This window comes from Pseudanabaena yagii GIHE-NHR1, assembly GCF_012863495.1.
Taxonomy (GTDB): Bacteria; Cyanobacteriota; Cyanobacteriia; order Pseudanabaenales; family Pseudanabaenaceae; genus Pseudanabaena; species Pseudanabaena yagii.
The window spans coordinates 303,016-315,291 of record NZ_JAAVJL010000001.1; the positions used below are offsets into that span (position 1 = coordinate 303,016).

General features: G+C 42.7%; 10 protein-coding genes, 3 tRNA genes and 1 pseudogene. 6 read left to right on the forward strand and 8 right to left on the reverse strand.

Annotated elements, in window-relative coordinates; all coding sequences use genetic code 11:
* The first annotated feature begins 419 nt into the window (after positions 1-419).
* Positions 420-1,131 (forward strand): annotated as a pseudogene (locus tag HC246_RS01455) (IS1 family transposase).
* 1 nt (position 1,132) lies between these two features.
* Here the strand turns inward: HC246_RS01455 and HC246_RS01460 are convergent.
* Together HC246_RS01460 and HC246_RS01465 are read right to left on the reverse strand one after the other, a co-directional pair.
* On the reverse strand, positions 1,133-1,843 hold the full coding sequence (locus HC246_RS01460; RefSeq protein ID WP_169361840.1) for an Arm DNA-binding domain-containing protein: 711 nt from the start codon (positions 1,841-1,843) through the stop codon (positions 1,133-1,135).
* A gap of 221 nt (positions 1,844-2,064) precedes the next feature.
* Positions 2,065-2,136, reverse strand: a tRNA-Ile gene (locus HC246_RS01465).
* A gap of 91 nt (positions 2,137-2,227) precedes the next feature.
* Between HC246_RS01465 and HC246_RS01470 the strand changes: the two genes are divergently transcribed.
* Entirely contained in the window at positions 2,228-2,980 is a 753-nt protein-coding gene (locus tag HC246_RS01470; RefSeq protein WP_169361841.1) for a hypothetical protein, read from the forward strand.
* A gap of 76 nt (positions 2,981-3,056) precedes the next feature.
* Here HC246_RS01470 and leuB read toward each other — a convergent pair whose 3' ends face one another.
* Positions 3,057-4,139 carry a 3-isopropylmalate dehydrogenase gene (gene leuB / locus HC246_RS01475; RefSeq protein ID WP_169361842.1) on the reverse strand — a complete coding sequence of 361 codons (1,083 nt, stop codon included), beginning with the start codon at positions 4,137-4,139 and terminating at the stop codon, positions 3,057-3,059.
* Between the two features lie 301 nt (positions 4,140-4,440).
* Between leuB and HC246_RS01480 the strand changes: the two genes are divergently transcribed.
* The 4 genes from HC246_RS01480 (at position 4,441) to HC246_RS01495 (ending at position 8,982) form a co-directional block, all read left to right on the forward strand.
* A complete protein-coding gene (locus HC246_RS01480; RefSeq protein WP_169361843.1) occupies positions 4,441-5,508 on the forward strand; it encodes a D-alanine--D-alanine ligase family protein in 1,068 nt (355 codons plus the stop codon).
* Positions 5,509-5,530: 22 nt separating this feature from the next.
* Positions 5,531-6,430, forward strand: a complete 900-nt coding sequence (locus HC246_RS01485; RefSeq protein WP_169361844.1) for a S66 peptidase family protein — start codon at positions 5,531-5,533, stop codon at positions 6,428-6,430.
* A gap of 71 nt (positions 6,431-6,501) precedes the next feature.
* The gene (locus tag HC246_RS01490) at positions 6,502-7,389 is read left to right on the forward strand and encodes a bestrophin family protein (protein WP_169361845.1); all 888 of its coding nucleotides are present in this window, start codon (positions 6,502-6,504) and stop codon (positions 7,387-7,389) included.
* A 27-nt stretch (positions 7,390-7,416) separates the two neighbouring features.
* Positions 7,417-8,982: a cytochrome P450 gene (locus tag HC246_RS01495; RefSeq protein WP_169361846.1), complete on the forward strand. Its 1,566-nt coding sequence runs from the start codon at positions 7,417-7,419 to the stop codon at positions 8,980-8,982.
* Here the strand turns inward: HC246_RS01495 and HC246_RS01500 are convergent.
* The 5 genes from HC246_RS01500 to HC246_RS01520 form a co-directional block, all read right to left on the reverse strand.
* Positions 8,979-10,199, reverse strand: a complete 1,221-nt coding sequence (locus tag HC246_RS01500; RefSeq protein WP_169361847.1) for a DUF4336 domain-containing protein — start codon at positions 10,197-10,199, stop codon at positions 8,979-8,981. The genes HC246_RS01495 and HC246_RS01500 overlap by 4 nt on opposite strands.
* A gap of 182 nt (positions 10,200-10,381) precedes the next feature.
* Positions 10,382-10,453 (reverse strand) — tRNA-Arg (locus tag HC246_RS01505).
* 39 nt (positions 10,454-10,492) lie between these two features.
* The gene (locus tag HC246_RS01510) at positions 10,493-10,987 is read right to left on the reverse strand and encodes a hypothetical protein (RefSeq protein WP_225902895.1); all 495 of its coding nucleotides are present in this window, start codon (positions 10,985-10,987) and stop codon (positions 10,493-10,495) included.
* 38 nt (positions 10,988-11,025) lie between these two features.
* A complete protein-coding gene (locus tag HC246_RS01515) occupies positions 11,026-11,961 on the reverse strand; it encodes an IS5 family transposase (RefSeq protein WP_169364403.1) in 936 nt (311 codons plus the stop codon).
* 215 nt (positions 11,962-12,176) lie between these two features.
* A tRNA-Thr gene (locus HC246_RS01520) sits at positions 12,177-12,249 on the reverse strand.
* Positions 12,250-12,276: the final 27 nt, after the last annotated feature.

Below are 12,276 nucleotides of genomic sequence, written 5' to 3' on the forward strand. Positions count from 1 at the left end.
TCCCAGTCTAGTGAAGTACGGGGGTGTTTCCTCGCTTGTGTGAAAAGCGCTATAAATCAGGAAAAATTTGATAGTTAATCTAATAAGGTGATGGTTATAACCCTAGTTTAATTTACGCAGATTATTTAATCGAGAAATACTAAGATTCCGCAATAATCGGCAACATCAGCGATTATTTCTGGGTTGATCTTGGGTAAAAGGTTGGTACAGAAAATATGGCGAACAGCAATACCGATTATCTATTTCTCCAAATAAATGCTGTCTTTGATGGCTACAGATGATTGCAAAATAGATTCCTGCGTTTGTGTAGTCATATCCTTGCAAACGGATAGAATGTCGATGACGAAGGTCAGGGGCATTGCATAAATAAAAGATGAATTAGTAAATATAAAGACAATGAGTTTAAGCAATGAAAAAAAATGAAATGTCCAAGGTGTGGTTCAACACATATTCGTAAAAATGGGAAACGAGGAGACAAACAAAATCATATTTGTGCTGATTGTGGTGGTCAGTTCATTGATAACTACTCAGAGCTTGGATATTCGCAAGATGTCAAAAAAATATGCCTAAAAATGTACTGCAACGGCATGGGATTTAGACAGATTGAGAGATGTACCGATGTTAGTCACAACGCAGTAATCAACTGGGTTAATGAAGCAGCAAAGCAATTACCAGAACATCCACCGATTGAGACTATTCCTGATGTTGGTGAACTGGATGAACTCCAGACTTTTGTTGGGTCAAAAAAAACTTGATTTGGTTATGGACTGCGATGAATCATTTTAGTCAAGGCATATTGGCTTGGGTCTTAGGGGATAGGAGTAGTACTTCGACAGGCTCAGTAACCATCAAACCTTTGAAAACTTGTGGACATTGATTAAAGTTTGGCAATGCTATTTCTGGGTTACTGATGGTTACTGCGTCTACAAAATGTTTATCAACTCAGAAGACCAAATTATCAGCAAAACCTACATGACTAGAGTTGAGTGTGAAAATACGAGACTGAGACATTATTTAGCTCGATTGCACAGAAAAACTTTATGTTATTCAAAATCGGAACAAATGTTGAGACATTCAATTCGTCTGTTAATTCACTATCTTAAGTACAAATCATTTCCTTCCTTTACTTGATTCATCTTTTATTTGTGCAACGCCACTTAACTACACTATTATCAAAATCAATATGCTTCCATTGCAGCCCGATCACCTCACTCGGTCTACAACCAGTAAAAAAGCAAAACTGGACATAGGCTGTGTAGTAGCAATAGTGAGGATGCTTTGCAAAAGCCTCAATGATTAGATCTCTTTCCTCTCTGTTAAATGGAGAGATTTCGTTATCTTCACCACGCTGATTTTTAGGCAACTTGATTTCAGATGCCATATCAACAAATGGGTTTTCAGGGATTAGTCCTGATTTCACGCCCCATTTACAGCAAGCATTCAGTTGCACAATCAAACGCTTAGCTGCGTTAGGTGGCTTATTAGCGACGATCCAATCTCGAATCAGTATAGAGTCTTTTAAATTTTGTGATGGCAAAAGCGCGATCACACGGGTAAATCCTGCGTATTGATTGCCAATAGTACTAGGAGAAGCGATTGGCTTTTTAAACTCCATATACTTATCCCACAATGCCCCAATATTTAAAGCCTGTTGACTATAATTCATAGTCACAGTTTTTAAGTGGGTGGGACGATATTTATCTAGTGTGTAGTCAAATCGCTCCAGAACAATATCAGTCTGGATCTCTTGAGCTTTTGCTTCAGCAATTTTGAGATTGATTTTAGTATCTGACAGCCCAAGCGTTAAGTATTTCTGCTTGCCATCAAATAGCTGTCTTGGCAATCTCAGCCAGTCGTCATTGAAACACCTCGACGCTGACTGTGCCTTTGCTTTGACGCTCTTTAGATGCATACATATATTTGACTATGAACTCGTTTGCTTATGACTATGACAACAGAATTCATAGTCATATCATAGTCAAAACTAGGCTAAATGTGTCCAAAAGTGTCTAACGTGTAAGTATTTACACGGTGTAATTTAGTTGTAGTGGCTTGTGCGTCTTATCCAAGGTGTCGGAATTGAACCGACATATCAACGATTATGAGTCGTTTGCTTTACCAGTCAGCCAACCTTGGTAATATTGTGATTATAACCGTAAGTATTATATGCTATCAGCAAGCTACCTTGTAGGTTGCCCAAGGGAAATTTTAGCTAAACAAGTTTGTGATGGCAACAACCCGCCCCGAAAAGCCAGAAAAGCGTCTCCGTAAGAGAAAAAAAACACCTAAAAAGTTTAGGTTTAGTTATAGCCTTCTGCTGCTATTAGCAATGGTAGTTGTAGGTTCTGTAGCTGGTATTGTTGCTTATAGATTTGGGAAACAAGCCTTAGAGGGAGTTAATCCATCGCCTGCGGGGATTAAACTACCAAAGGTGAGTCCGTCCCCATCTGCTAAGCCTAAGGATGCACCAAAATCATCAACCTCTAGCCAAGATAGCAAAACTTCATTTTTGTTAGATGAAGCTGATATACTTGCCGAAATAAAAGCCCGATCGCAGCAGGAATTAGGTGGACTGACTCGCCCAGCCTATGTGGCAAAAGCCAATATTAGCGATCGCAAAAGGATCTATACCAGAGTTGATCGAGCCTATAACTCAATCCGTGAGCCATTAGCCATCTCTGCAAATGCCGATGAGCGAATTGCCGAGAGAATTGCCTTATTGCGCCAAACCGTCTATAGCCGTAGTCGTACTTATGAAAATGATTTTGAGCTAAATCGCCCGATCTCCAATAAGGCAAGCACGATGCCTGTATTATCGACATCTGTAGACATAGCACCAATACGCAGTCGATGGGAAGATCGTGATACGGCTTTAGTGAACTCCCAAAGAGTTAGCGATGTCGAAATCTTGACTAAACCAACCAGTAGTTTTTTTATTCCTGAACAACAACCTTCTCGTACTGAGATAAATCGACCTTAAAACAACAAAGGCGGTGCAAAGCACCGCCTTTGTTGTTTAGACTGTGCGAAGCACAGCACAGAAAGCTCATGTTGTTTTATATCGCTGCGAGTAGAGCTTCGCCCATGGCGATACATCCTAATTTTTCGCAACCATCCGCCATAATGTCGCCTGTACGCTTACCTGAATCAAGAACTTTATTGACTGCTGACTCGATCGCATCGGCTGCTGCACCTTCATTAAAGGCATAGCGCAACATCATTGCTGCACTCAAAACCTGTGCTAATGGATTGGCTAAATCTTTACCTGCAATGTCAGGAGCAGAACCATGCACAGGTTCAAATACCCCCGGTGCACCTGCCACCCCAAGGCTAGCTGAGGGCAACATACCAATACTACCCGTGAGCATCGCTGCCGCATCGGAGAGAATATCGCCAAAGAGATTACTAGTCAGAATTACGTCAAATTGCTTAGGATTGCGGATAATCTGCATCGTGGCATTATCCACATACATATGCGATAGCTTCACGTCAGGATAATCACTAGAAATTGCGGTTACACGCTCACGCCATAGCTGCGACACATCTAAAACATTGGACTTATCAACAGAGACAACGGAACCACGTCGTTTTTGAGCTGCTTCAAACCCAACTTTGGCAATGCGATCGATTTCTGGCTCGGTATACACCATCGTATTGAAGCCGCGACGCACACCATTCTCATCAGCAACAATTCCCTTAGGTTTACCAAAATAGATACCACCCGTAAGTTCGCGCACTACTAAAATATCTACGCCTTCGACAACTTCACGTTTTAAGGTGGAGGCATCAATTAATTGGGGCAAAATCTGAGCAGGACGTAAATTTGCAAATAGTTCCATCCCACCACGCAAGCCTAATAATGCTTGTTCAGGACGCAAATGTGATGGCATTGAGTCCCACTTGTCGCCTCCCACAGCAGCTAATAAAACCGCATCGCTATTTTTACATGATTGCAAAGTTTCATCGGGTAGGGGATGTCCCGTTGCATCGATCGCTGCTCCACCGATTAAAGCCGTCTCAAAAGCAAAGGTGAGATCAAATTTGGGAGCGATCGCCTGAAGTACCGCTACCGCCACTTTCATAATTTCAGGACCAATGCCATCACCAGGGAGGAGCGTAATTTTATAGTTTTTAGACATTACAAGATTAAATTCAAAATTGAATACAAAGACAGATTTCCTAACATAGCATTTTGAGTTTCTGATCACCACAAAGTGGCGACAGTCATCTCTGTGAGGATTTTGAGTTTTTATTTTGCCCTAGGCAAAATAAAAACTCTACACAGTCTATTGAGGGGTTATGTAACCCAAATAAATTTTGAAAAAGCTTGCTTCGCAAGCTTTTTCAAAATTTATTTGGGTTTTGAGAAAGCGCAAAGCGCTGTAAGGTAAAGTAGTCAGTACTTAAAAGTTAACGTCAGATTGGCGAGGGTGTTTACTAATGACGGCTGTATTGATCGATTTGAAGGCAAAATCTCCTCTTTATGTCGGTTTGTTATTTGGTGGACAGTCAGGCGAACATGATGTCTCGATCACATCGGCAAGAGCGATCGCCTCAGCCCTCAATCAAAACTCTCGTTACAAACTACAGCCTTTTTATATTCAACGCGATGGCACATGGCGCAGTCCCGATGTATCGCAACAAGTTTTAGATTCTAGCAAGGCTTTACAGGATGCAGAACTATTAACTAATGCGGCTTTTTTCTTGCCTACGGAAGTGCAACAAGTTGATCTTTGGTTCCCTGTTCTTCATGGACCAAATGGTGAAGATGGTACGGTGCAGGGGCTTTTACAACTAATGCATAAGCCCTATGTCGGGAATGGCGTGCTTGCCTCATCGGTCGGTATGGATAAAATCGCGATGAAGGCAATTTTCGCGAATGCGGGCTTGCCTCAGGTCAAATATGTGGCGCTAAATCGCTGGCAATGGCAACAGGATGAACTAGCTTGGAGTGAGCATATTGAAGCAACTCTCGGTTATCCCTGTTTTGTAAAGCCTTCTAATCTTGGTTCATCAGTGGGGATTTCTAAGGTGCGCGATCGCCAACAGTTAAAAGAAGCGATCGCCAGTGCTACTAGCTACGATCCAAGGATCATCATTGAGCAAGGTGTAACAGCCCGTGAAATCGAATGTGCGGTGCTCGGTAATGAGCAACCTCAAGCTTCGGCGATCGGTGAAATCACCTTCACCAGTGACTTCTATGATTATGAAACTAAGTACACCGCGGGGAAAGCCGATCTGATTATCCCCAGTCAATTGCCCGACAATGTGACTCAAGCAGTGCAGTCAATGGCAGTGAAAGCTTTCCAAACAGTAGCAGGTTCAGGTTTAGCCAGAGTCGATTTCTTTTATGTAGAAGCAACGGGAACGGTTTTAATCAATGAAATTAATACTTTCCCCGGATTTACTTCGCTGAGCATGTATCCTAAGCTATGGGAATATTCAGGAATTCCATTTACAGAACTATGCGATCGACTGGTAGATTTAGCTCTTGAGAAGTACTACTAAACCATACGGAAGGTGATTCAGGATGAGAATATCCCAACTTCCATCAAGTATTAATCCTTCGCAAAAGGTGCAAGTCATTGCTCCTAGTGGAGCCTTACGAGAATGGGAGCGCTTTGAACAGGGTGTAAAAATTTGGCGCGATCGCGGTTATGAATTGGGCATTCCTGAAGACTTAAGCCAACCTTGGGGCTATCTCGCAGGAACCGATGAGCAACGCTGTCAACAATTAATCGCCGCATGGAATGACCCTAAATCTGTGGCGATCGTTTGTGCGCGAGGAGGTTACGGCTCCATGCGGCTCATGGAAAAATTAGATTGGCAACAACTCCACGATCACCCGAAATGGCTAATTGGCTTCTCTGATATCACGGCTTTACTCTGGGGATTTGCTCAACATAAGGGTATTGGCGGCTTACATGCACCAGTGCTAACAACGTTAGGCAATGAACCTGCGCGATCGCAACAGCAGTTATTTGATTGGCTAGAGGGCAAGGTAAATGCGATTACTCTATCTGGCGAAGGGTGGAGTAATGGTAAAGCAACAGGTGTGCTTTTACCCGCAAATTTAACGCTCGCGACACATATCATCGGTACTGCGATTTGTCCCGATCTAGAGAATGTGATTTTAGCGATCGAGGATGTGGGGGAAGCACCCTATCGGGTTGATCGGATGTTAACCCATTGGCGCTGGTCTGGGCATTTACAAAAGCTCAAAGGCATTGCGATTGGTCGGTTTAGCCAAGCGGAAGTATCAACACCTAGTTTTCCAATGGAGGATGTATGGCGCGATCGCCTATCTGATTTAGGCATTCCCATTGTCAGTAATTTACCCTTTGGGCATGATGGTGAGAATGCCCCCTTACCAGTTGGTTGCATGGCTGAAATAGATAGCGATAATGGAACTCTTCGCTATAGTAGATAGAGAGGGATGATGCTTCGCATCATCCCTCTCTTCGCAGTTAAAATTAACTTCTAACTTCATTAATCACCTTTATGACTTGGCAATGGTTCAATCTTGCATTTAAACTTCAAGGATCGGTCGCACCGATTGTTTTGCCAAGAACACTTGTTTTTGTAGGATTTGCCCTTTGCGTTTCTCTAGTTGACTGTTACATGCCAGAGATATCGCTCAATGCTTTAGGAGATCTTACAAATAATGTGGTTTTCAATCTAGTTTTAGGTTTGCTGTTAGTCTTTCGGACAAATACTGCCTATGATCGCTACTGGGAAGGTCGCAAAGCATGGGGAACCTTAGTAGTCAATATTCGGAATTTGTCGAGGTTAATGCAAATTGCCATTAAATGCCCTGAAGGCGAACCAAAGCAACAAAAAGAGCAATCGATCAAGTTATTAACAGCTTTTGCGATCGCGACAAAATTACATCTTCGTAATGAGGAAATTAATCAAGATTTAGATGCAATTCTCACCGAAGCCGAAACTCAAAAATTAAAGGAGTCAAAGCATGTACCGCTAGAGTTAACTCTCTGGTTGGGCAACTATCTCCAACAACAAGTGCAAAGCGATCGCATAGATACTAATTATTTTGTGGCGATGAATAATAACCTTAATGCCCTAGTGGAAGGTTTAACCAGTTGCGAACGGATTCTCAAAACGCCATTACCCATTGCCTACAGTATCTATTTAAAGCGCCTAATTTTAATTTATTGCATCGGTTTACCATTCCATTTAGTGATCGATATCCATTGGCTCACAGCGATCGCAGTTGGCTTAGTTAGCTTTATTCTGATGGGAGTAGAGCAAATTGGCAATGAAATTGAGAATCCGTTTGGGCATGATTTTAATGACTTACCTATCGATGCAATTTGTGAAGGGATCACAGCCAATGTGGAACAGGCGATCGCTTTGCAGGATATAATTTAATCACTTAACTTAAATGATTATGAATTTATGCCCACATTATTGAGTCCTGCAATGATTTCTCTATCTACAGTATTCCCTTACCTCTTCCCTACGACAATCATCATTATTGCAGGAATCCTGAGCTGGCAATATTGGGCAAAAAGAAAACGCTATCAATCTCTTAAAGCATTACCTTCTCCGTTAGGACACTGGTTATTAGGCAATATTCCACAAGTATTGGCAGCAGTAAAGAAAAAACAATTTTTTCAACTACTGTTTGATTGGAGTAAGCAATATGGTTCTATCTATGTTTATTGGGCAGGTACGCCTGTTGTCATTTTAAGTAAGCCTTCAGTCATTGAAAGTACAGTTATTAATGGCATGAGAGATGGTAGTTTAATTCGGTCTCAAAATGCAACTCGTGCTTGGAATGATATTAGTGGCGAGATTTTACTCGGACAAAGTGGAGCAGAGTGGCAATGGCGACGCAAGGCTTGGAATCCAGAATTTAGTCCAGTGGGAATTTCGGCATATATTGGTGTTGTGGAGCAAGCCTGTTCGCAAATCACCAACAAAATTAAAGCCGATGTCTCTTCAGATGCAATTCCTGTTGATCGCTTGTTTGTGGAATTGACGATGCGGGTAATTGCTAGCTTATTGTTAGGCATTCCTGTAGATAGCAAAGTTGTTAGTCCTGAAGGAGCGCCCCTCGATGTTCCCAAAGTCTACGAAGCAATGTCAGTGCTGGGCTATCGATTTCTGCGCGTCGCCACCAGTGAAAATCCTTGGATGAAATATTTGCCTACCCAATCGTCCCGTGATTATTGGGCAGCCCGACGATATATTGAACAATTTCTCACTCCTCGTGTAGACCTTGCTCTGCAACTCAGAGATCAACAGGTTAAAGATTCCAGTTCAATTTCTACTCTATTCCAAGAGTCAATGCTGGTCAAAATTACCTCTAAGGAACCTCGCTACACAAGGGAGACATTAATTGCCGAAGTAATTGAGTTAATGATTGCTGGGACTGATACCACAGCGCATACTCTATCCTTTGCTGTTGGTGAATTAGCCGCCCACCCAGAGGTTTTCCAGAAGGCACAGGCGATCGCCGATCAGGTATGGCAAAAGCATGGAGCAATCTCTATCGAAAGTCTAAAAGAACTTAACTATATCCGCGCCATTGTTAAAGAAACCCTTCGCCTTTATTCCGTTGCATCTGGTTCTACATCGTTACAAGCGATCAAACAAACCACCATTGAGGGAATTACTATTCCTGTAGGCACAAAAATATTTTGGTCGATGTTAGCTGCTGGCAGGGATGCTGAAACCTATGCCCAGCCTGACAAATTTTTACCAGAGCGTTGGCTCGAAGAAGGGCATGGAAGTCTTTCGCTACCGATGATTGATTTTGGATCAGGTTCTCATCGTTGTCTCGGTGAACATTTAGCAATGTTAGAAGCAACGATTATGTTGGTGCAACTGTTACGGCAATTTGATTGGGAGTTGGTCAACGGTCGTGCATCCCTAGAAAATCTCCAACAGAACCTACTGATTTACCCTTCAGATGGTATGCCTTTGCGATTTCGCTTGAGGGAATCTATAAGCATTTAGACTTTGTCCTTTACTTCAAAAATAATGCGATTGCTTTGCAAAATATTATTGATTTGATTGAGAACTGCAAAATCTTCTTCAGGCAGATTTGGACTATATGATAGTTGCGGATTCTTTTCTAAAAAGCTAAAGGCTCGGCGAAAATCAGTAGGTGTTGCTGCGATCGCATTATCAAAGTGGCAAGGAACAATCCGCACAAAATTCCAGCTAGCAACCTGATCCGCCCATGCAATTACCGTTTGCGGATCGCGATTGAGAATAAGAGTTTGCAAGATTGGCGCGACGAAAATACGTCCATTGCCGCGTAGAGCCTCAAAGGACTGATACCAGTTATATTTCCAGCGAAAAGGAAATAGACCGAAAAAGGCTTTGCGCGATCGCTCTGGGGCTTTGGTAATATCTAGTAAAGCTTGGAAAAAGGAAACAGTTTCCAAAACTTGGGGACGGAAATAGAATAGAAATAGAGCCGTTCTTTGCCAACCGCGAATCCGATTCACTTCTGTATCGACAATGGGTTCATCCGCACCATCTCTAGCATGAAATAGTAATGGATAGGGATCGATTTGTAATATTTCTGGTGGCTTTTCAGGAACAGACACGATCGTATCCGTCACTAAAAGAGTCTGCGATCGCTTATCAAATAGCGCTACTTCCGCAAATTTTCCTAAGCCCAGTTCGATCGAACCTAAAACTGCATAGTCAAACTGATCGGCAAAGGGAACCTTTGAGCTATCTTCAGGCAACAGCGATGTGCGTCCCCAAGGTAAACCTAACCAACTAAGCGGCAAATTGAATGGGAAGCTCCATTGGTGCGGCGAGACATAAACGTGAGCCTTGGGAAACTGCCGTGCAAAGGGACCCACAAACACCTTATGCTCAATTCCTGACACTGTTGGCAAAATGATGTATTTGACCTCGCCATGCTCGTTGACTAACTCATTAACGAGGCGAATACATTCAGGAGTCGGAGCAACGGGCGCATATACCAGCAGTCCCCCAGCCGACAACTTTACTACCGTCATTCTGATCGGTACGACTACATAAAAAATCCCCTGAATCTGCTCGAAAGACCAGATCGCATCCTTGACAATTTCTTTGCGAATAGTGCGTCTCTGACCATAGGGATAAAGCGGCACAACCTGCCAAAATTTCCACGACCAGTCCTTTGGGCTGCTTGGCTCATGCTCAGACTTGTGATGTGTTGCTTGGGCAGTCATTAACCTCGCTCTCAGTACGCATACTATTTACAGTGCAAATATCATAATGCGATCGCTATCCCCAATCAAACTTTCATTAAATAATCGCATGTTTTGCGTGAGCTGTAAGTACGTCAGTTTAATAAATCCAAAAGAAGCTGATTTGACCGCTTTGCGGTCAAATCAGCTTCTTTTGGGTTTTACAGGAATGGTAGGACTCGAACCTACACAGATCGATTTAGAAGATCGATGCCCCTCCATTAGGCGACATTCCCAAATAAGAATAGAGAGTGGGCTTTGCCCACTCTCTATTCTTAAAGTAAGCGCTTTGCTTCGCATAGCAACCCTGTTTCAGGATGAACATAAAATTCGTCATACCTTCTACCAAAACATCCATCACCAAGGTAGCGAGGTTGATATGGCTTACGGCAGGGCTTACCATCGACGATTTCGACATAGCGTTCCACATACTGCCAGAGATGCGTAACCACATGCTGTCCAGTCACAGTTCTTTGGTCAAGGCGATCACATAGTTTGCTATACACCAGATCCCAAGGTTGACTAACATGCGATCGCAAAAATCGCCGTAATGGAGCCAGATGATCGGAGAAGTATTTGGTTTTCTGTCTCACCTTGATTAAGTAGGGACTGAGTAAACCATCTTCGCTAGCTTCAAGGGTTAGGAGATCGAGTTTCTTGCGCTCACCTTTTAATCTGCGGGAGCTTTGTCTCATACCACCACGCGGACGTTCGATCACAATTTCTTCTAGGCGATGTTCGCTCATAGTCTCAAATAGGCTTTGTTGCATGAATAAAAAGAAGCCAAAAGATGGAGGATCTTAGAAAATTAACGAACAACAGGAGAGGAGAGAGGTTTAGCCAGTTGAATCATGCGATTAAGAGCAGCACATTTGATGAACAACTCAACCGCCTGATTGTCAAATTTACGAGAACATAAAGTAGCACCAAAGATTTTTTTGAAACGAAACATCGTAGTTTCTGCCAAAGAGCGCCGATGATAACCTGAGTCACGTTTCCATTTTTTACGCCCATGTTTACGGATATAACGGAGATTTTGGTCACGCGGATGTGGTGGAGCATTGGTATTGCCATGCTGCCAGATTTTGGCATCTTTGCGCGGAGGAATCACGGCTTTAGCACCATGTTGGGCAATCTCGTCATAACAATGACGATGGTCATAAGCTCCATCTGCGGAAACTTGAGCAATTTCAGCATCAATCGCATCGAGAATATCGGCGAGTACTTCTCCATCGTGGCAATCATTCGTGGTGACGACCGCAGCCAGTATTTCTCCTGTTGATTCATCGGCTCCTAGGTGTAATTTGCGCCATGTCCGTCTCTTACTAATTCCATGCTGCCGTGTTTTCCATTCCCCTTCGCCGTATACTTTGATCCCTGTCGAATCAACTACTACATGCACTGCTCCCTGTTTCGGGATTACTGGTAAGGTCACACTTAAACTTGCTGTCCGTCTTGACACGGTGCTGTGGTCTGGTACTGGTAAATCTATTCCCATCAAGGCAAATATTGACTCTAACAGTCCTTGCGTTTGTCTTCCTGCTTGCTGATATACCGCTTTGACCGTGATAAATGTCGCTATTGCTATATCACTGTAATCTTTGGAAGCTCCCCGTTTGCCACTTAATGTTTGATTTAACCATCCTTCAATTACTTCTTCGCTCATCCAAAAAGTCAGGCTTCCTCTTTGTTTTAGCCCTGCGTTATACTCTGTCCAGTTGCGGATCTCATGTTTCTGTGTCATTTGCTGGGACTCCATCTCCTGATTTTTATCTAATTTACCTTCTCTTCCCCTTTTTATGCAACAACGCCTCTCAAATATCTAATAACGGAATTCTGAAAGCTGATAATGAAGTAAAAAAATTTCAAGAAATCTGGTGAGTAAAAATGCAACATGATCGTTCTCCTTAATTTGTTAGGTAATAGAAGTCTTCTACGGAGACTTCTATTACAGTTTTAAGCTGATGACAGGAATTGAACCTGTAACATTCTGTTTACAAGACAGATGCTCTGCCAGTTGAGCTACACCAGCAAAAGTATTTTGAGATTAAGCGTGCTT

Coding starts and splice junctions, on each gene's coding strand:
- HC246_RS01515 (WP_169364403.1), bottom strand. CDS start 11,961: ATGACACAGAAACATGAGATCCGCAACTGGACAGAGTATAACGCAGGG.
- leuB (WP_169361842.1), bottom strand. CDS start 4,139: ATGTCTAAAAACTATAAAATTACGCTCCTCCCTGGTGATGGCATTGGT.
- HC246_RS01490 (WP_169361845.1), top strand. CDS start 6,502: ATGACTTGGCAATGGTTCAATCTTGCATTTAAACTTCAAGGATCGGTC.
- HC246_RS01470 (WP_169361841.1), top strand. CDS start 2,228: ATGGCAACAACCCGCCCCGAAAAGCCAGAAAAGCGTCTCCGTAAGAGA.
- HC246_RS01500 (WP_169361847.1), bottom strand. CDS start 10,199: ATGACTGCCCAAGCAACACATCACAAGTCTGAGCATGAGCCAAGCAGC.
- HC246_RS01510 (WP_225902895.1), bottom strand. CDS start 10,987: ATGCAACAAAGCCTATTTGAGACTATGAGCGAACATCGCCTAGAAGAA.
- HC246_RS01485 (WP_169361844.1), top strand. CDS start 5,531: ATGAGAATATCCCAACTTCCATCAAGTATTAATCCTTCGCAAAAGGTG.
- HC246_RS01495 (WP_169361846.1), top strand. CDS start 7,417: ATGCCCACATTATTGAGTCCTGCAATGATTTCTCTATCTACAGTATTC.
- HC246_RS01480 (WP_169361843.1), top strand. CDS start 4,441: ATGACGGCTGTATTGATCGATTTGAAGGCAAAATCTCCTCTTTATGTC.